Source organism: Pararoseomonas baculiformis (assembly GCF_017813395.1).
In the GTDB taxonomy this organism is placed as follows: domain Bacteria; phylum Pseudomonadota; class Alphaproteobacteria; order Acetobacterales; family Acetobacteraceae; genus Roseomonas; species Roseomonas baculiformis.
Window position 1 is genome coordinate 107,775 of the sequence record NZ_JAGIZB010000006.1, and the last position, 18,406, is coordinate 126,180.

The 18,406-nt window shown below is 70.6% G+C and carries 20 protein-coding genes; 11 read left to right on the plus strand and 9 right to left on the minus strand.

Annotation, left to right across the window (positions count from 1 at the left end):
• Positions 1-19 precede the first annotated feature (19 nt).
• On the plus strand, positions 20-1,219 hold the full coding sequence (locus J8J14_RS07875) for a M20/M25/M40 family metallo-hydrolase (protein WP_209378926.1): 1,200 nt from the start codon (positions 20-22) through the stop codon (positions 1,217-1,219).
• Between the two features lie 300 nt (positions 1,220-1,519).
• Here J8J14_RS07875 and J8J14_RS07880 read toward each other — a convergent pair whose 3' ends face one another.
• A complete protein-coding gene (locus tag J8J14_RS07880; protein WP_209378927.1) occupies positions 1,520-1,708 on the minus strand; it encodes a soj family protein in 189 nt (62 codons plus the stop codon).
• Positions 1,709-1,959: 251 nt separating this feature from the next.
• Here J8J14_RS07880 and phbB point away from each other — a divergent pair, with 251 nt between their 5' ends.
• The 3 genes from phbB (at position 1,960) to J8J14_RS07895 (ending at position 3,681) form a co-directional block, all read left to right on the plus strand.
• The gene (phbB, locus tag J8J14_RS07885; protein WP_209378928.1) at positions 1,960-2,682 is read left to right on the plus strand and encodes an acetoacetyl-CoA reductase; all 723 of its coding nucleotides are present in this window, start codon (positions 1,960-1,962) and stop codon (positions 2,680-2,682) included.
• 64 nt (positions 2,683-2,746) lie between these two features.
• Positions 2,747-2,986, plus strand: a complete 240-nt coding sequence (locus J8J14_RS07890) for a hypothetical protein (RefSeq protein WP_209378929.1) — start codon at positions 2,747-2,749, stop codon at positions 2,984-2,986.
• A 56-nt stretch (positions 2,987-3,042) separates the two neighbouring features.
• A complete protein-coding gene (locus tag J8J14_RS07895) occupies positions 3,043-3,681 on the plus strand; it encodes a YciI family protein (RefSeq protein WP_245215553.1) in 639 nt (212 codons plus the stop codon).
• Positions 3,682-3,847: 166 nt separating this feature from the next.
• Here J8J14_RS07895 and J8J14_RS07900 read toward each other — a convergent pair whose 3' ends face one another.
• The gene (locus J8J14_RS07900) at positions 3,848-4,192 is read right to left on the minus strand and encodes a phage holin family protein (RefSeq protein WP_209378930.1); all 345 of its coding nucleotides are present in this window, start codon (positions 4,190-4,192) and stop codon (positions 3,848-3,850) included.
• Positions 4,193-4,297: 105 nt separating this feature from the next.
• Here J8J14_RS07900 and yddG point away from each other — a divergent pair, with 105 nt between their 5' ends.
• Positions 4,298-5,152, plus strand: a complete 855-nt coding sequence (gene yddG, locus J8J14_RS07905; RefSeq protein ID WP_209378931.1) for an aromatic amino acid exporter YddG — start codon at positions 4,298-4,300, stop codon at positions 5,150-5,152.
• 23 nt (positions 5,153-5,175) lie between these two features.
• Here the strand turns inward: yddG and J8J14_RS07910 are convergent, their stop codons facing one another.
• On the minus strand, positions 5,176-5,781 hold the full coding sequence (locus J8J14_RS07910) for an SAM-dependent methyltransferase (RefSeq protein WP_209378932.1): 606 nt from the start codon (positions 5,779-5,781) through the stop codon (positions 5,176-5,178).
• Positions 5,778-6,476 carry a YggS family pyridoxal phosphate-dependent enzyme gene (locus J8J14_RS07915; RefSeq protein ID WP_209378933.1) on the minus strand — a complete coding sequence of 233 codons (699 nt, stop codon included), beginning with the start codon at positions 6,474-6,476 and terminating at the stop codon, positions 5,778-5,780. Before J8J14_RS07915 ends, J8J14_RS07910 begins: the two co-directional genes overlap by 4 nt.
• Between J8J14_RS07915 and J8J14_RS07920 the strand changes: the two genes are divergently transcribed.
• The 3 genes from J8J14_RS07920 to J8J14_RS07930 all read left to right on the plus strand — a co-directional run bounded on the left by J8J14_RS07920 (position 6,475) and on the right by J8J14_RS07930 (position 9,234).
• Positions 6,475-7,056, plus strand: coding sequence for a thiamine phosphate synthase (locus tag J8J14_RS07920; protein WP_209378934.1), 582 nt, complete (start codon positions 6,475-6,477; stop codon positions 7,054-7,056). The two genes, J8J14_RS07915 and J8J14_RS07920, sit on opposite strands and share 2 nt — an antisense overlap.
• Positions 7,057-7,300: 244 nt before the next feature.
• Entirely contained in the window at positions 7,301-8,569 is a 1,269-nt protein-coding gene (locus tag J8J14_RS07925) for a porin (protein ID WP_209378935.1), read from the plus strand.
• A gap of 131 nt (positions 8,570-8,700) precedes the next feature.
• A complete protein-coding gene (locus tag J8J14_RS07930; protein WP_209378936.1) occupies positions 8,701-9,234 on the plus strand; it encodes a DUF3576 domain-containing protein in 534 nt (177 codons plus the stop codon).
• A 58-nt stretch (positions 9,235-9,292) separates the two neighbouring features.
• Here J8J14_RS07930 and J8J14_RS07935 read toward each other — a convergent pair whose 3' ends face one another.
• Positions 9,293-9,655 carry a PRC-barrel domain-containing protein gene (locus J8J14_RS07935; protein WP_209378937.1) on the minus strand — a complete coding sequence of 121 codons (363 nt, stop codon included), beginning with the start codon at positions 9,653-9,655 and terminating at the stop codon, positions 9,293-9,295.
• Between the two features lie 136 nt (positions 9,656-9,791).
• Here J8J14_RS07935 and leuS point away from each other — a divergent pair, with 136 nt between their 5' ends.
• The 3 genes from leuS to holA are packed head-to-tail and all read left to right on the plus strand — an operon-like array spanning position 9,792 to position 13,900.
• A complete protein-coding gene (gene leuS, locus J8J14_RS07940) occupies positions 9,792-12,359 on the plus strand; it encodes a leucine--tRNA ligase (RefSeq protein WP_209378938.1) in 2,568 nt (855 codons plus the stop codon).
• Complete coding sequence (gene lptE / locus J8J14_RS07945; protein ID WP_209378939.1) at positions 12,352-12,885, plus strand: LPS assembly lipoprotein LptE; 534 nt, start codon at positions 12,352-12,354, stop codon at positions 12,883-12,885. Before leuS ends, lptE begins: the two co-directional genes overlap by 8 nt.
• A 7-nt stretch (positions 12,886-12,892) precedes the next feature.
• Positions 12,893-13,900, plus strand: a complete 1,008-nt coding sequence (gene holA / locus J8J14_RS07950; RefSeq protein ID WP_209378940.1) for a DNA polymerase III subunit delta — start codon at positions 12,893-12,895, stop codon at positions 13,898-13,900.
• Positions 13,901-14,238: 338 nt separating this feature from the next.
• Here holA and J8J14_RS07955 read toward each other — a convergent pair whose 3' ends face one another.
• The 4 genes from J8J14_RS07955 to mnmG are packed head-to-tail and all read right to left on the minus strand — an operon-like array spanning position 14,239 to position 18,377.
• Positions 14,239-15,075, minus strand: coding sequence for a ParB/RepB/Spo0J family partition protein (locus J8J14_RS07955; protein WP_209378941.1), 837 nt, complete (start codon positions 15,073-15,075; stop codon positions 14,239-14,241).
• Positions 15,072-15,911: a ParA family protein gene (locus J8J14_RS07960; protein ID WP_209378942.1), complete on the minus strand. Its 840-nt coding sequence runs from the start codon at positions 15,909-15,911 to the stop codon at positions 15,072-15,074. The genes J8J14_RS07955 and J8J14_RS07960 overlap by 4 nt, the downstream gene beginning before the upstream one ends.
• Positions 15,898-16,485, minus strand: a complete 588-nt coding sequence (gene rsmG / locus J8J14_RS07965) for a 16S rRNA (guanine(527)-N(7))-methyltransferase RsmG (protein WP_342452413.1) — start codon at positions 16,483-16,485, stop codon at positions 15,898-15,900. The genes J8J14_RS07960 and rsmG overlap by 14 nt, the downstream gene beginning before the upstream one ends.
• Positions 16,486-16,499: 14 nt before the next feature.
• The gene (gene mnmG, locus J8J14_RS07970) at positions 16,500-18,377 is read right to left on the minus strand and encodes a tRNA uridine-5-carboxymethylaminomethyl(34) synthesis enzyme MnmG (RefSeq protein WP_209378944.1); all 1,878 of its coding nucleotides are present in this window, start codon (positions 18,375-18,377) and stop codon (positions 16,500-16,502) included.
• Positions 18,378-18,406 lie beyond the last annotated feature (29 nt).

The window sequence follows — 18,406 nt, forward strand, 5'->3', positions numbered from 1 at the left end:
TCCGCGAAGGGGTATGCCGATGGTCGAGCAGGTGATGAAGAGCCAAGCCTATCAGGAGGCGCTGCGGCACCTCGCGGCCGGGCATGAGCGCTTTGTCGAGGAGACCATCCGCCTCACCGAGATTCCCGCCCCCTTCTTTCAGGAGGAGGAGCGCGGCAAGGCCTATCTCGAGATGCTGCGCGAGGCCGGCCTCGAGGACTGCGAGATGGATGCCGAGGGCAATGTGATGGGCCTGCGGCGGGGGCTGGGCAATGGCCAGCTGGTCGTCGTCGCGGCGCATCTGGACACGGTCTTCCCCCCCGGCACCGACCTGAAGGTGCGGCGCGAGGGCACGCGGCTCTACGCGCCGGGCATTGGCGATGACACGCGCAGCCTGGCGATGAACCTTGCCTTCCTCCGCGCCATGGATGCGGCGGGCATCAGGACGAAGCACGACATCCTTTTCGTGGGGAATGTGGGAGAGGAAGGGCTGGGCGACCTGCGCGGCATCCGCTTCCTCTTCACCAAGGGGCGCTATGCCGGGCGGATCGCCGCCTTCATCTCGGTAGAAGGGCCCATGGGCATGGGCACCATCGTCTCCGGCGCCACGGGCTCGCTCCGCTACCGCTTGACCTTCCGGGGCCCCGGCGGGCACAGCTTCATGGATTTCGGCCTGGTCAGCCCCTCCTTCGCGCTGGCGGAGGCGATGGCCGGGCTTTCGCGGATGGAAGTGCCGAAGCAGCCGCGCACGACCTTCAGCGCCAGCGTGCTCGGCGGCGGCACCTCGGTGAACTCCATCCCCAACGAGGTGTGGCTGGAGGTGGACCTGCGTTCGGACAGCGCCGAGGAACTGGCCCGCATCGACCGCGCCTTCAAGGAGATCGTGGAGCAGGCGGTGGAGGGCGAGAATGCCGCCCGCAGCACGGCCAAGGGCCCGGTCACGGTGGAGTGGAAGAAGATCGGCGACCGCCCGGCCGGGGCGATCGACACGGGCAGCGAGCTGGTGGCCCATGCCATGGCGGCCGCGAAGGCGCTGGGCTTCGCGCCGAAGACAGTGGCCAGTTCCACCGATGCCAGCATCCCCATCTCCCTGGGCATCCCGGGCATCGCCCTCTCCGCCGGGGCAGGGGCAGGAGCACACTCGCTGGACGAATGGGTGGATGTGGAGCCGAACCAGAGCCTGCACGACATGCAGCTGGCCTTCGCCACCCTGCTGAAGACAGCGGGGATGGAGGCCTGATCCCGCCTGTTTCCTTGATCGGGTAGCGGTGGTCTGTCCCGGGGAGAGGAAGAAGGAATTCTTCCTCTCCCCGGCCCCCTCACCATCATCTTCTTTTAGATGTTTGGAAAAGCCCGGCTGACGGTGCGCCTCCGGTCGATGACCGGAGGCGACTGCAAGGGCAGGATAAGGGCTCAGAAACCCCTGCTTGCATCGTATCCGCGGCAGCCAGACGGGGTTCCAAGGGCCTCAGGCCCTTGGCGGGTGAGGTCCGGAGAGGGCAGAGCCCTCTCCGGGAACCAGCAGATCGCTCAGATAATCTCAGGCCGCCAGGCGGCGTTGGGCGCCCTCATGCGCCAGGCAGGCCGCGGCTTCGGCAAGATGGGCCGCCGCGTCCTCGGCCCCCATCTCCAGGCAGCAGCGCTCCAGATGCGCCATCAGCCGCGTCAGGGCGGCCATGTCGCGCCGTGCATGGTCGGGCCAGAGCACGGCGGCGATCGGGGTATCCATATGACGTGATCCTGAAGGAGCGGGTCTTAGCGGGCGGCGTCCTACACCCGCGCGGGCGGCCAAGGCCAGAACTCCTTGTGCCTTCCGGTGATTTTCCCGGCCCTTTCCGGGCGGCCCGACCGGCGCAAGACGGGATATTGCGCAAAATCGGCTTTGTGCAGTGCGATGTTGCGCGCTTGTCTCTTGATGGGGCGTATCGGGAGGGTCAGCTTGGAAATTGGGAGACCAATGGCGGAAAAGGGGCCCTCCGAATGGCACGTATCGCACTCGTCACCGGTGGTCAGCGTGGTATCGGGGCCGCGATCAGCGAACACCTGCAGCGGTCTGGACGAACGGTAGTCGCCTCCTATGCGGGGAATGAGGAGGCGGCCCGCGCCTTCACCGAGCGTACGGGCATCCCGACCTACAAATTCGACGTCTCGGACTGGGAGCAATGCGCAGATGCCCTTCGCCGGATCGAGGCGGAGGTGGGACCGGTCGAGATCCTGGTGAACAACGCCGGCATCACGCGCGACAACACGATGAAGCGCATGGACCGGAAGATGTGGGACGACGTGATCGATACGAATCTCGGCTCCTGCTTCAACCTGTGCAAGCTGGTCTGGGATGGGATGACGGCCCGGAAATTCGGCCGGATCGTGAATATCGGCTCCATCAACGGCCAGGCCGGCCAGTATGGGCAGGTGAACTATGCTGCCGCCAAATCCGGCATCCATGGCTTCACCAAGGCGCTGGCGCAGGAAGGCGCTCGCGTCGGGATCACGGTGAACGCCGTGGCGCCGGGCTATGTGGACACGGAGATGGTGCGGGCCGTGCCGCCAGACGTGCTGGAAAAGATCATCGCGCGCATTCCCCGCGGCCGGCTGGGCACGGCGGATGACATCGCGCGCGGCGTTGCCTTCCTCACGGCCGATGATGCGGATTTCATCACCGGCTCCACCCTCTCCATCAATGGTGGCCAGCACATGTATTGATGGCGTTCGGAACCGCCCGGGGGCGCTGGCCGTTACCTGCGCTTGCAAGGAACGGGAGGTTTGCATGACCGCTTCGAAGCACCCCAAGGGTGGCCCGAACGAGGAAGGGCTGGGCGACGGGATCCCGCGCCCGCCTTCCGATGACGAGCGCAACCCCGGCATCGGTTCCTCCAAGGGGGTATTCGGCCGGGGGACCGACCCGGCCGTGCTCCAGGCCGACAACACGGATGAGGGCGACACGGCGAACGACACCACGCCCCAGGGCGGCGTCGCGCCCGGCCATCTGGGCCGCACCAACAAGTAGCCGGGCTTGCGCCCCCTCCTCCCCCGCGCGAGCCTTCGCGGGGGAGGAACGGCGCGATGACGGAATGCCGGTTGGTGCTGGCACGGGCGGCGGCGGATGCCGGCGCCCGGATCGGCGCGGTGCGGGCCGACCATCTGGCCCTGCTGCGCCCCATGGCGGAAAGCGGGGAGCTGATCCTGGGCGTCCCGCTGCTGGATGGGATGGGAGCCTATGAGGGCTCTTTGATGCTGGTGAGGGCGGAGGCGCTGGACCGCTACCTCAAGGCTGAGCCCTTCCGGCGGGAGGGGATCTGGGAAAGCCAGGAGGTCCATCCCTTCCGCATCGCCCCGCTGCCCTACCGCCCCCTGCCGCAGGACGGGCCGGTGCCGACGGCGCCGACCCATAGCATCGCCATCGCGCTGGACGGGAAGGATGCCGGGGCCCTGGCGCGCCGGCTTTCAGTGCGGGACGCGCATCTGGCCCGCGTGCACCCCGCGGCCGAGGACGGCACCCTGGTTCTGGGCGGGGCGATCCTGGATGCGCCAGGCGGCGGGATGGCGGGCTCCGTCGCCATTACCGCTCATCCCACCTTGGAGGCGGCGAAGGCCTGGTGGGCCGGGGATCCCTATGTGACCGGCGGGGTGTGGCAGGCGATCACCTGGCACGCCACGCGCCTGGCGCCCCTGCCCTACCGGCCCCTGCCCGGGATGGCTTAGCTGGTTTCGCATGACCGGAGAGGGCCCTGCCCTCTCCGGAGGTTCGAGGAGGTGCCGTGCCACCAACCTGGGGCCTGACACCCTTGGACCCCCGGCCGGCTGCCGCGGATGGGGTGCAGCACGGAGTTTTCGTCTCCGGTCATTGGCCGGGGGGCGCAGCGCTGGCTCAGGCCCGGTCCCCGATCAGCTTGTTCGCGATCCAGGACACCACCCAGATGATGATGGCAGCCAGGAAGGCGGTGCCGAAGCTGGTGATCCGCATCCCCGGCATCAGCAGGGCGGTGAGCGCCAGCATCAGTGCGTTGATGACAAGGGTGAACAGGCCCAGCGTCAGCACCGTGAGAGGCAGCGAGAGGGTGGCCACGATCGGGCGGATTACGGCGTTCACCACCCCGAAGATGATGGCGGCGATGATGAGGTTGGCCAGGCTTGGGAAATAGAGGCCTGTGACGAGGTTGGCGGCGATGTAGAAGGCCACGGCCGTGATCGCCGTACGAATCAGGAAGCCCACCTTGCTCCACTCCTATTTCCAGGCACTGCCGGGGGAACCCGGCGGGACCCGGGGGCAACGCGCCCTTTGCGGCCCGGTTGCCCCTTTCCCCGGGCGGCACGCCGCATGAGCCCGGCGACTTTGTCCGGGGTTGGAGCGCTGGTGCTCTGGGCCTTCCTGGCGCTGCTGGCACGCGGCGCGGCCGGGCTGCCGCCCTTGCAGGTCACGGCCATGGCCTTCTGCACGGCGGGCCTCCTGGCGATGGGCTGGCTGGCCCTTCGCGGGCAGCTCGGGGCGCTGCGGCAGCCGCCCCTGGCCTGGCTGCACGGGGTGGGCGGGCTGTTCGGCTACCATGCCCTGTATTTCGCGGCCCTGGCCTGGGCCCCGCCCGTGGAAGCGAGCCTGATCAACTATCTCTGGCCGCTGCTGATCGTGCTGCTCTCGGCACCGATCCTGGGGATGCGACTCGGCCCGAGGCGGCTGGGGGGCGTGGCGCTGGGCTTCCTGGGCTGCGCGCTGGTGGTGGGGCCCGGCGCCTCCTTTCCGCCTGGCGCGGTGCCCGGCTTTCTCTGCGCGGCGGGGGCGGCGCTGACCTGGTCGGTCTATTCCGTCACGGCGCGGCGGCTTTCAGGGGTGCCGACCGAGGCGGTGGCCGGCTTCTGCCTGGCCTCCGGCATCCTGGCCGGGCTGGCGCATCTGGTCTTCGAGCCGGTGGTGGTGCCGGATGCGCGGCAATGGGTTTCCGCCCTGCTGCTGGGGCTGGGACCGGTGGGCGCGGCCTTCTTCCTGTGGGACCGGGGCATGAAGCGGGGCGACCCGCGGCTGCTGGGCACGCTGGCCTATGCCGTTCCGGTCGCCTCCACCCTTCTCCTTCTCCTCGCCGGAGAAGGCGCGCTGACGGCGCGGATCGCCGTGGCGGCGGGGCTGGTGATCGGCGGGGGGTGGCTTGCCGCCTCCGCCCGGGACACGGCGCCGGGCTGAGCGCCCGGCCCGGCCTTTCCGGATCAGGGCCTGCGCAGCAGGGCCCGCACCACCTCGGCATGGCCCTGGTGCTTCGGCCCTTCGTCCAGGAGCACCGTGCCTTCCAGGCATTCCAGCATCTCCAGGCCGGCGAAATGCCGCCGCACCAGCGCGGCGGACCAGAGGAGGTCCGGATCGCGCGGGCCGCCGGAGCGGCGCCCTTCCTGGGCGGGGGTGAAGGCTTCCAGCACCAGCAGCCCGCCCGGCGCCAGCGCCTCGGCCGCCCGGGCGGCGACCAGGGCGCGGTCGGCTGGCGGGAGATGCACGAAGATCCAGGCGACCAGGTCGAATCCGACCCGCGGCCAGTTCCAGGCGGTGAGGTCGGCCACCACGGTCCGTAGGGGCACGCCGCGCGCCTGGGCCAGCTTCTCCGCCTTGGCCAGCCCGGTGGCGGACCAGTCCACGGCGGTGACATCCAGCCCCCGCCCGGCCAGCCAGGCGCCGTTGCGCCCCTCGCCATCGCCGATCGCCAGGGCGCGCATCCCGGGCCTCAGCCGGGCGGACTGGGCTTCGAGGTAGCGGTTCGGCGCCTCCCCGAAGGCGAAGCCGCCCTCGGCATAGCGGGCGTCCCATGCGGCGGCGTCGCTCATGCCGGGTAGGGGCGCGCCCCGAAAATGGCGCTGCCGACGCGCAGCTGGGTGGCCCCGCAGGCGATCGCGGCCTCGAAATCGCTGCTCATGCCCATCGAGAGGATGCCCAGCCCCTCCCTCGCGGCCAGTTCAGCCAGCCAGCGGAAATGGGGGGTGGGGTCCTCGCCCTCGGGCGGGATGCACATGAGGCCGGAGATGGCGAGGCCGTGCTCCTCCCGGCACTGGCGGAGGAAGGCGGAGGCCTCGTCCCGCGCCACGCCGGATTTCTGGGGCTCGGCGCCCGTGTTCACCTGCACCAGCAGGCCGGGCGCGCGGCCTTCCTTGCGGATGGCCTCGGCGATGGCGGCGGCCAGCTTCGGGCGGTCCAGGCTTTCGATCACGTCGGCCACGCGCACGGCGTCCCGCGCCTTGTTGGTCTGAAGCCCGCCGATGATGTGCAGGCGCATGGCGGGATGGTCCGGCCGCAGTTCCGGGAACTTGCCCGCCGCCTCCTGCACCCGGTTTTCCCCGAACACGGACTGGCCCGCGGCCAGCGCGGCGCGCACGGCCCCGGCCGGATGGGTCTTGGAGACGGCGACCAGCGTCACCCCGGCGGGATCGCGCCCGGCCTTGTCGCAGGCTTCGGCGATGCGTGCCTTGATACGGGCGAGGTTCGCGGCGATGGCGTCGGCGTCAGGGGAGGGAAGGTCGGTCATGCGGCGGGGAAGGCTAGGGCAGAACCGGTCGGGTTGGAACGCGCCCATCCCCCGCCTGTGGCTTCTCAGCGATGCGCGGCGCCTGCCGGACCCGCGCGCGGCCGCCCTGCGCCTGCCCCGGGGCGGGGCTGTGCTGGCGCGGGACATGGCCCCGGCGCTGCTCCGGCCCCTGGCGGCCCTGGCCCGGCAACGGCAGCTGGCGCTGGTGGTCGCGGCGGAGGGGCGGACCGCCCTGGCGCTGCGGGCCGGGCTGCACCTGCCGGACAGGCGGCCGGCGCGGGGGCTGCTGCCTTTCCTGCTGGCCCGGCGCCGGCGCCGCCCGCCCCTGCTCTCCGTGGCGGCACATGGCCGGGCCGGCATCGCGCGGGCCCGGCGGCTGCGGGCGGATCTGGTGCTGCTCTCCCCTGTCTTCCCCACGGCCAGCCATCCCGGGGCACCCGGGCTGGGGACGCTGCGCTGGGCGGCCCTGGCGCGGCGGGCCGGGCGGCCGGTGATTGCGCTGGGCGGGGTGAATGCCCGGAACAGCCGGCGGCTGCCCCCGGCTGCGTCCGGCTGGGCCGCGATCGGCGGCCTGTCCTGAGGGCTCTCCCGAGCCCTTTCGGGCCCCTGCTCCATCTGTGGCACGACAGACACAGTGTTTCGCGCATGTCGCGCCCGGGGCCATTGCACGATGGACGCCCCCGAAGCGCCTGAACCATAGTCCCGGCGGGCTCGGCCGACGGGGCGCATCGAACGGTGCACATCTCGCGGCAAACCCGCCGAGGGGGGCGGGCGGGTCGCAGGTAGCGCCGGGACGGTTTCCCGGCACGTCAGGAGGATTTGGGATGCGCAAGCTTCTTCTTGGCAGCACGGCCGTTGCCGCCGCTGCCCTTTTCGCGCCGGGGGCGATGGCCCAGTCGCTGAGCGGTGACGCTTTCTCGTCCCGTCTCCCCGCGGCCGGCACCTCGCTGCGTGGCCTCGAGGTCCGCATCGGCGGCTACTACAAGGCGATGTACAACTACACCCGCCAGGACAACGTGAACACGCCGGATGCCCGCATCGGCAGCTCGGACTTCTCGAACGAGATCGAGATCCACGTCCTGGCCTCCGGCAAGGCCGCGAACGGCCTGCGCTACGGCGTTGCCCTCGAGATCCAGAACGACTCCGTGCGCAACACCACGCAGGGTTCCAAGAACACCCTCGACTATGACGAGGCCTGGGCCTACCTGCAGGGCACGTTCGGCCAGATCCGCTTCGGTGACGAAGACGGCGCCATCGGCCAGCTCCAGTCCGGCCACATCACCGGCTTCGGCCTGGGCGGCCTCGACTCGGGCGACAACAACCAGCAGGTGATCGGCGGCAACTACCGCATGAGCCTGATGGGTCCGAACGACCTGGGCGACAACACCAAGCTCATCTACCTGACGCCGCAGTTCGCTGGCTTCGACGCGGGCGTGAGCTTCGCCTTCAACAACCAGGAAGGCGCCCTGTCGGGCTGCGACGCCGTGACCGTCGCGACCGTCACCACCTGCGACAAGCTCTCCGCCGTGGCCGGTGGCAACAGCCGCCGCCGCAACGAGATCCAGGCCGCCCTGCGCTGGCGCGGGTCCTTCGGCCCGGTCGGCCTGGCCGCAACGGTCGGCTACATCGGCGCTGACTCGGTGAAGAACATCACCGGCAACTCCGCTGACCGCATGGACCTGATCTGGGCCGGCGCCGTGGTGACGGCCTATGGCTTCTCCGTCGGCGGCTGGTACCATGGTGGCCACGGCAACAACGGCAACTTCGCCACCGTGACCCGCGCCGGCGGTGCGGTGCGTGACGACCGCCGTTCGGACGCCTTCCTCGTGGGCGCCACCTACACGATCGACGCCTTCACGGTTGGTGGCCATCTCGCCATGAACTGGTCGGCTGGCAGCCAGACCGCCCCGGCTGGTCGTCGTGACCTCGGCTGGGCCGTTGGCGGCAACTACCGCGTCGCCCCCGGCCTCGACTTCTTCGCCGAGTACATCAACTACGACCGCAAGGAGCGCGGCGTGCAGTTCACGAACGTGGGCCCCGCCGGCAGCGCCGACGTGGACATCGTGCTCGCCGGTTTCCGGGTCGCGTTCTGATCCGGCTTCAGCCGAACGGAAGGGAGGCGGCGGGGAAACCCGCCGCCTCTTTTCATTTCAGGGCCCGGATGGGCGGCTTTTCACGTTTTCTCACTTGCGCCCGGTCGCGCCCCCGCCTTACGTGCCGCGCCATGCGCCATATTCGCCTCGCAGCCCTCGCGCTGCCCGTCCTCCTCGCTGCCTGCAGCCAGGGTCGAATCGTCGAGAACAGCGAATATACCGACGACAGCCAGCGCGCCCGCGTTGCCGGCCGGCTCTCGGGCAATGATGACGGGCTGCTGGTCCTCGGCACCGATCGCAGCCGCAACCGCAACACGGCCGGGGCGCCGGAAGCCAGTAGTGGCCTGGGCGTGAATGCCTATCTCTGGCGCGCCACGCTGGACACGCTGTCCTTCATGCCCCTTTCCTCGGCCGACCCCTATGGCGGCGTGATCATCACCGACTGGTACTCGCCCCCGGCCGCGCAGGGCGAGCGGTTCCGCGCCACGGCCTATATCCTTGGCCGCCAGCTGCGTTCCGACGGCGTCCGCGTCTCCGTCTTCCGCCAGGAGCTGCGGAATGGCGCCTGGGTGGATGCGCCCGTGGCCACGGCGACCAGCGCGGAGCTGGAGGACAAGGTGCTGGCCCGGGCCCGCGAGCTGCGCAGCCAGTCCGCCTCTCTCTGAGCACCGCTTCGGGGCCGCGGCCGGTTGGCCACAGCCCCGATCTGCTTACCCGATCTGCTTACCTGTTGAAGGCGGGAAGGGACCGGATCTCGCCCGAGGCCATGTTCAGCGTCACCCGGCGCTCGCCAGGCGTGACCCGCAGCTGGTCCATGGTGACGGAGACATGCTTCTGGGTAAGGCCCAGGCGGTTCTCCAGCTCGATCACCACGGCGGTGATGCGGCCCTGCGCCGGGTCGATCACCAGGTCCTCGACCTCGCCGATCTCGACATTGTCGGTGCTGTAGACGTCACGGTCCAGCAGCTGCTCGGCCCGGATATGGCCCGCGGGCACGCCCGAGGCCTGGCTGGCGGCGGAAGACTGGGCCATGGCTGGGGCAGCGAGGGTGGCCGCGAGCAGCGCGGCAATGGGGATGATCCGCATTTCGGCTTTCCTTCCCTGGAAGCGCCATAGAACCCCGTGCCTCCCATCCGGTTTCAGGGCCGCCAAGCCCCTTCCCACCCCGCGCCGGGGGGGATAACAGGACGGACCACCAGAAAAGCCTCATAGTCACCCCTCGATGACCGACGGCCCGTCCGACAGCCCCGCCCGTTATGATTTCGCCGCTGCCGAGCCGCGCTGGCAGCAGGCCTGGAGCGATGCCTCCAGCTTCGCCGCGCCGGACGTTCCGGATGGCACGAAACCCAAGTACTACGTTCTTGAAATGTTCCCATATCCCTCGGGCAAGATCCATATGGGGCATGTGCGGAACTATACGCTGGGCGACGTGGTGGCACGCTACAAGCGGGCACGTGGTCACCAAGTGATGCACCCCATGGGCTGGGATGCCTTCGGCCTGCCGGCGGAGAACGCGGCGCGGGAGCGCGGCACGCATCCGGCCGCCTGGACCTATGCCAATATCGCGAACATGCGGTCCGAGCTGAAGAGCATGGGGCTCTCGCTGGACTGGGCGCGCGAATTCGCCACCTGCGATCCCGAGTATTACGGGCAGCAGCAGGCCCTGTTCCTGGATTTCTTGGCGGCCGGGCTGGTGGAGCGCCGCAAGTCCTGGGTGAACTGGGACCCGGTGGACGGCACCGTGCTGGCCAATGAGCAGGTGATCGACGGCAAGGGCTGGCGCTCCGGTGCGCCGGTGGAGAAGCGCGAGCTTTCCCAGTGGTTCCTGGCCATCACCAAGTTCGCGCCGCAGCTGCTGGAAGCCCTGGACACGCTGGAGCGCTGGCCCGAGCGCGTGCGGACGATGCAGGCCAACTGGATCGGCCGCAGCGAAGGGGCGCGGGTGCGCTTCCAGCTGGCCGAGCCGGTGGACGGCACAAGCGAGGTGGAGGTCTTCACCACCCGCCCGGACACGCTCTACGGCATGTCCTTCCTGGCGGTCGCGGCCGAGCATCCGCTGGCCGCCGCCGCGGCCGCGCGGAACCCGGCGGCGGGCGACTTCATCGCTGAGTGCCGCAGCCAGGGCACCAGCGAGGCAGCCATCGAGCAGGCGGAGAAGAAGGGCTTCGACACCGGCTTCCGGGTGAAGCACCCCTTCATCGAGGGGGCGACCTTCCCGGTCTGGATCGCGAATTTCGTGCTGATGGAATACGGCACGGGCGCGCTGTTCGGCTGCCCCGCGCATGACCAGCGCGACCTGGACTTCGCCCGCAAGTATGACCTGCCCGTGCCGCCCGTGGTGCTGCCGCCGGGCGAGGATCCCGCCAGCTTCGCCATCGGGAAGAATGCCTGGACCGGGGACGGCACGCTGTTCAACTCCGCCTTCCTGGATGGGCTGGGCAGCGATGCCGGAAAGCGCGCCGCCATCGACGCGCTGGAAAAGAAGGGCCTCGGCCAGGGCGTGGTGAACTGGCGCCTGCGCGACTGGGGGGTTTCCCGCCAGCGCTACTGGGGCTGCCCCATCCCGGTCATCCATTGCGATGATTGCGGCATCGTACCCGTGCCCAAGGACCAGCTTCCGGTGCGCCTGCCGGAGGATGTGGATTTCAGCCGCCCCGGCAACCCGCTGGACCACCATCCCAGCTGGAAGCATGTCGCCTGCCCGTCCTGCGGCAAGCAGGGCCGGCGTGAGACGGACACTTTCGACACCTTCGTCGACAGTTCCTGGTATTTCGCCCGCTTTACCGCCCCGCGCGCGGAGACGCCGCTGGTGGCGGAGGCCGCGAATGGCTGGCTGCCGGTGGACCAGTATATCGGCGGGATCGAGCACGCGATCCTGCACCTGCTCTATTCCCGCTTCTTCACCCGCGCCCTGTCCACCATGGGCCAGCTGAAGACGCCCGAGCCCTTCGCCGGGCTCTTCACCCAGGGAATGGTTCAGCACGCCTCCTACAAGGCGCCCGATGGCCGCTGGCTGGCGCCGGACGAGGTGGACGTGGCCGCGGATGGAAGCGCGACGGAGAAGGGCACGGGCGTGCCGCTCATCGTCTCGCGCAATGACAAGATGTCGAAGTCCAAGCGGAACACGATCGACCCCGGGGCCATCATCTCCCGCTACGGGGCCGATACGGCGCGCTGGTTCATCCTCTCGGACAACCCGCCGGAGCGGGATATGGAGTGGAGCGAGGCCGGCGTGTCCGGCGCGCATCGTTTCGTGCAGCGCATCTGGCGGCTTGCCACCACGCTGGACCAGCGTGCCGGCGATGGCGAGGCGCGGCCGCTGATGCAGGCCAGCCACCGCACCATCGCGGCGGTGACCGGGGCGCTGGAGAGCTTCGCCTTCAACGTGGCGGTGGCCCGGCTGCATGAATTCGCCAATGCCATCGAATCCTCCCCCGCCCCGCTGGACGCGCGGCGCGAGGCCGTTGCCATCCTGGCCCGACTGGTGGCGCCGATGATGCCGCACTTGGCAGAGGAGATCTGGTCCATCCTGCATCCGGGCAGCACGGAGCTGGTGGCCGGCATGGCCTGGCCCGAGGCGGATCCCGCGCTGCTGGTGGCGGAGAGCATGACCATTGCCGTGCAGGTGCTGGGCAAGCTGCGCGCCACCCTTTCCGTGCCCGTGGGCATCGGCGAGGCGGAGTTGATGGCCCTGGCGGAAGCGGAGGAGAATGTGCAGCGTGCCATCGGCGGCAAGCCCATCCGGAAGCGCATCCATGTCCCAGGCCGCGTGGTCAACTTCGTTGTCTGAACGCCCCCTGCCCCGCCGGAGCCTTCTCCTGGCCGGGCTGGCGGCCAGCCTGGGGGGCTGCGGCTTCCGCCCGCTCTACGGCCCATCCGAGGCAGGCCAGCCGGCCATCGCGCCGCAGCTGGCCTCGGTGCGGGTGGGACGGCTGACCAACCGCACCGGGCAGCTGCTGCATCAGGCGCTGGAGAGGCGGCTCGCGGCGGCCGACCGCAGCGGTCCCGCGGCCCGCTACGAGCTGACGGTGGTGCCGCAGACGGCCTATGAGGCCCAGGGCTACCGCCGCGACGGCGCGCCCTCGCGTTTCCGCATGGTGATGACGGCGCCCTGGACACTGCAGACCATCGGCGTGCCGCCCCGTCCGGTGGCCAATGGCAATGCGCGCGCGATCGACGCCTACAACTATCTCGACAACGAATATTTCGCCTCCCTCCTCAGCAGCGAGGCCGCGGAGCGCCGCCTGGTGGAACAGGTGGCCCAGGACATCGTGACGCGGCTCGCCATTGCCTTCCGCGAGAACCCGCCGGCCTGAGCCGCCCATGAAGCTCGATGCGCGCCGCCTTCCGGCCTTCCTGAAGGATCCCGGCGCTACCCGTGCCGCCCTTCTCTTCGGGGAAGATGCCGGGCTGGCGCGGGAACGCGCCGATGCGCTGCAGGAGGCCGTGGCGCCCGGCAATGATCCGTTCCGCGTGGCCGAGCTGCCCCGCGAGGCGGCTGCCCGTCCTGGCGCCCTGGCCGGCGAGGCAGCGGCGCTGGCGCTGACAGGCGGGCGCCGCGTGGTGCGGGTGCGGGACGCGACGGATGCTCTTGCCCCCGCGCTGCGGGAGGTACTGGAAGCCCCCGGCGACACGCTGATCATCCTTGAAGCCGGCGAGTTGCAGGCCCGGTCCAAGCTCCGCCAGCTGGCCGAGACCCATGCGCGCGCCGCTGCCATCCCCTGCTACAGGGAGCGCGGGGCGGAGCTTTCGGCCACCATCGCCGCCATCCTGAAGGAGGAAGGCGTCACGGCCGAGGCGGCCGCCATTGCCTGGCTGGCCGGCCGCCTGGGCGATGATCGCCAGACGCTGCGGCGAGAACTGGAAAAGCTGGCCCTCTATGCCGGGCGGGGTGGAAAACTGGCGGAGGAGGATGTTCTCGCCTGCATCGGCGATGGCTCCGCGCTGGAGATGGACGAGGCGCTGGTGGCCGCCACGGCCGGGGACGTGGCCATGGCCGACCGGGCACTGGAATCCGCCATGTCCGAGGGCGCCAACCCCGTGCAGGTGCTGCGGGCCCTGCTACGCCATGTGCAGCGCCTGCACCTGGCCTCCGTGGCCGGCATCCAGGCGCTTCAGCCGCCCGTCTTCTTCCGGAGCAAGCCGGGCTTCGAGAAGGCGCTGCGTATCTGGCGGCCGGAAGCGCTGGAAGCCGTGCTGGCGGGGCTGCTGGAAGCGGAGCGGCAGAGCAAGTCCGGCGGAACCGGGCGGCCTGTTCCCGATGCGGCAGTGGCACGGGCAGCCCTGCTGACGCTGGCACGACAGTCGGCGATCCTGGCGCGGCGGGGGTGACAGTGGTTTTCTTATCTTGTGGGGGTGGTCTGTCCCGGGGAGAGGAAGAAGGGATTCTTCCTCTCCCCGGACCCCTCACCATCGTCTTTTTCTATCGGTTGGAGCGGTTCGGCTGACGGTGCGCCTCCGGTCCATGACCGGAGGCGACTGCAAGGGCAGGAGCAGGGGTAGAGACCCCGTGTTGCATCGTATCCGCGGCAGCCAGACTGGGTTCCAAGGGCCTCAGGCCCTTGGCGGGTGAGGTCCGGAGAGGGCAGAGCCCTCTCCGGAAACCAAGATTTCAGAACTCGGCGTGCCCGGCCATGGGGACGCCAGCAGCGTCAGTTTCCCTATCCAGCCTAGCCCTGCAGCAGGCGAATAATCCCGTCCAGCTGGTCGAGGTCCCGGTAGGAGATCGTCACCTTCCCCCCCTTTCCCCCGTGCTCGATGGCCACCCTCAGGCCCAGGCGCTCCGACAGTTCGCGTTCCAGCGCGCGGGTTTCGGCATCCTGGCCCCTGCGGGCGGCGCGGGGTCGGTCGGCGGCGGCGGCCAGGGCTTCGGTCTGCCGCACGTTCAGGCCGCGGGTCACGACCATCTCGGCCAGGCGCACCGGGTCGGGTGCGGTCAGAAGGGCACGGGCATGGCCGGCGGTCAGGCTGCCGCGGCCGAGCATCTGGCGCACACCCTGCGGCAGGCCCAGCAGGCGCATGGTATTGGCGACATGGCTGCGGCTTTTGCCGACGGCGGCGCCCAGGGCTTCCGCCTTCAGGCCGAACTCCTCCGTGAGGCGGCGGTAGCCCTCCGCCTCCTCCAGGGCGTTCAGGTCTTCGCGCTGGAGGTTCTCGACCAGGCCGGCGGCCATGGCGGCGCGGTCGTCCATCTCGCGGACGCTGACGGGCACCTCATGCAGCCGGGCGGCCTGGGCGGCGCGCCAGCGGCGCTCCCCGCCGATGATCTGGTAGCTGCCCTTCGCCCCGGGCTTGGGCCGCACGAGGATGGGCTGGAGAACGCCGTGTTCGCGGATGGAGGCGGTCAGCTCGGCCAGGGCCTCCTCGTCCATCGGGCCGCGCGGCTGGAAGGGGCCGGGCTCCAGCGCCTCCACGGGCAGGGTCTGGGGGGTGGCAGCCGCCGGGGCGGACTCGTCGCCCAGCAGGGCCGAGAGGCCCATTCCGAGGCGGGTGGGCTTGCGGCTCATGCGGCGCCTGCCTTGGCCTGGCGTGCCCGGGCGCGGTCGCGCTTCAGCAGCTCGGCCGCCAGCTTGATGTAGGCCTGCGCGCCGGAGGAGCGGATATCGTAGAGCAGCACGGGAAGGCCGTGGGATGGCGCCTCGGAGACGCGGATGTTGCGGGGGATCACCGTGTCGTACACCCGGTCCTTGAAGAAGCTGCGGACATCGCGCGCAACCAGCTCGGAGAGGTTGTTGCGGCGATCGAACATGGTCAGGACGATTCCGTCCAGCGCCAGCTCCGGGTTCAGCCGCTTCACGCGCTCCACCGTGCGCGCGATCTGGGAGATCCCCTCAAGCGCGAAGAACTCGGTCTGCAGCGGGACCATGACGGATTGCGCCGCGACGAGGGCGTTGAGGGTGAGCAGCCCGAGCGAGGGCGGGCAGTCGACCAACAGGTAGTCGTAGCGGGCCAGGGTGGCGGCATCGCGCGACAGGGCGTCGGCGAGGCGCCGCTCGCGGTCCTCCATGCCGACCATCTCGATTTCCGCGCCGGCGAGGTCGTTGTCGGCGGGCAGGAGATCGAGGCCCGGGATCTTGCTGGGGCGGATCAGCTCGGCCAGCGGGCGGTCCCCCACCAGCAGGGCATAAGTGCCGGCGCCGCGCCCGTTGCGGGGCACGCCGAGGCCGGTGGAGGCATTTCCCTGGGGATCCATGTCCAGCAGCAGCACGCGCTTGGTGCTGGCCAGGGCGGTGGCCAGGTTGATGGCCGTGGTGGTCTTGCCCACGCCGCCCTTCTGGTTGGCGAGCGCGATGCGGCGCGGGCCGGAGGCACGCGCGGGGTTGGGGCGGTCAGGTGCCGGCACGGCAGATTCCGGATATGCGAAGGATGGTGGCGCCCGGTTCGGTACGGCTCTCGAAGCGCTCGGCGGTCATTGTCCAACCCGCCTCGGCGGCGGTCAATTCGGCTTCCGCGTTCCGGCCCTTCGGGAAGATCGCAACGCCACCAGGGGCGAGCAGCCGGGCTGCATGGCCGAGCAGCACGGACAGGGGCGCCAGGGCGCGCGCGCTGACCAGGGCCAGCGGCAGAAGCTGTACGGCCTCGATCCGTTCGGCATGCACGCGGACATGCGACAGGCCGAGCTCGGCCGAGGCGGCGAGCAGGAAGGCGGCCTTGCGCCGGTCCGATTCCACGAGGTGCCAGGGGCGCGACCTGTCCGCAATGGCCAGCACCAGCCCGGGGAAGCCGCCGCCGGTGCCGAGATCAGCCGCCGGTCCGCCGCCGGGGGGCAGCAGTGGAAGGAGTTGCAGCGAATCCGCGATGTGACGGGCGCGCAGCGTGGCTGCATCGCGCTCCGCCACTAGGTTGATGCGGGCATTCCACTTGAGGAGCAGGGCGAGGAAAGCATCCAGCCCGGCCTCCGTTTCACGTGAAATCACGGCGTCCGGTGCCTTCACGCCGCCCCCGCCCTGGCAAGTGCCTGTGAACGCCGGAGGAAGCCCGCCAGGGCCACCAGCGCGGCGGGCGTCACGCCCGGCACGCGCCCGGCAGCGCCCAGCGTGGCGGGCCGGGCCGTGGAGAGGCGCTGCCTCATCTCCGTGGAGAGGCCGGCGATGATGGCGAAGTCGACATCCTCGGGAATGGGCAGGCGCTCCTCGCGCTCCAGGGCGGCAAACTCGGCGGCCTGGCGGGAGAGATAGGGAGCGTAGAGCGCCTCCGTCTCCAGCTGCTCCCGGACGCCGCGCGGCAGGTCATGCAGCCAGGGGAAGGCGGCTTCCAGAGCCGGGCCGGCGGCGGCGGGCAGGGCCATCACCTCCAGCAGGGAACGGGGCACGCCATCCTGGTTCACCGCGATGCCGGCCGCGGCCAGGGCGGCGGGGGTGGCGACCGATGCCCTCGCACGCGCCAGGGCATCCTGCACTGCCCGGGCAAAGGCGCGGTGCCGCGCCGCGCGCTCCGGCCCCACGCAGCCCCAGTCGATGCCGCGCTCGGTCAGCCGCAGCCCGGCATTGTCGGCCCGCAGCCGCAGCCTGTGCTCCGCGCGGGCGGTGAGCATGCGATAGGGTTCCGTCACGCCCTGGGTCACGAGGTCATCCACCAGCACGCCGGCATAGGCTTCGGTTCGCAGCAGCAGGCGTGGCTCGCCGCCCCCTGCCCTCTGCGCCGCGTTCAGCCCGGCCAGGAGGCCCTGGGCGGCCGCTTCCTCATAGCCTGTGGTGCCGTTCACCTGGCCCGCCAGGAAGAGGCGCGGCACGGCCCGCACCTCCAGGCTGGGCCGCAGGGCGCGGGGGTCCAGGTGGTCGTATTCGATGGCATAGCCGTGCCGCAGGATGCGCGCGCGGCCCAGGCCGGGAATGCTGGCGATGGCGGCTTCCTGCACCTCTCGCGGAAGGCTGGTGGAGATGCCGTTCGGATAGACCGTGGGGTCGTCCAGCCCTTCCGGTTCGAGGAAGATCTGATGCCGCTCGCGCTCCGCGAAGCGCACCACCTTGTCCTCGATGGAAGGGCAGTAGCGCGGCCCGGCACCCTGGATCTGGCCGGTGTAGATCGGCGCACGGTCCAGCGCGCCGCGGATGATCTCATGCGTGCGGGGCGTGGTGGCCGTGATGCCGCAGACCACCTGCGGGCCGGTGATCCGCTCCGTCATCCAGGAGAGGGGTTCGGCCGGGTCGTCCCCGGGCTGCGGCTCCACCGCGTCCCAGTCGATCGTGCGGCCATCCAGCCTGGGCGGTGTGCCAGTCTTGAGCCGGCGCACGGGCAGGCCAAGGCCCAGCAGCGCGAGGGCCAGCCCGACCGAGGCCGGGTCGCCATGCCGCCCGGCGGGCATCCGCTCCTCGCCCAAATGGATCTCGCCGCGCAGGAAGGTGCCGGCCGTGACGACCACGGCGCCGCAGGCGATCCGGGTGCCGTCGCCGGTCAGCACGGCATCGATCCCGCCATCAGCCCCGCGCTCCAGCCCCTCCGCCACGCCTTCGCGGAGGGTGAGGTTGGGCGTGGCCTCCAGCAGGGCGCGAATGGCGCGGCGGTAGAGGCCTCGGTCCGCCTGGGCGCGCGGCCCGCGTACCGCCGGGCCCTTGCTCCGGTTCAGGAGCTTGAAATGGATGCCTGCGGCATCGGCCGCCCGGCCCATCAGCCCGTCCAGCGCGTCCACCTCGCGCACGAGGTGCCCCTTGCCCACGCCGCCGATCGCCGGGTTGCAGGACATCTCACCCAGCCCGTCGATCCGGTGCGTCAGCAGCAGGGTGCGCGCGCCGCAACGGGCCGCCGCCGCGGCCGCCTCGGCCCCGGCATGCCCGCCACCCACCACCACCACGTCAAAGTCAGCCGCCATGTGGCGCCTATACCGAAGCGGTCGCCCCG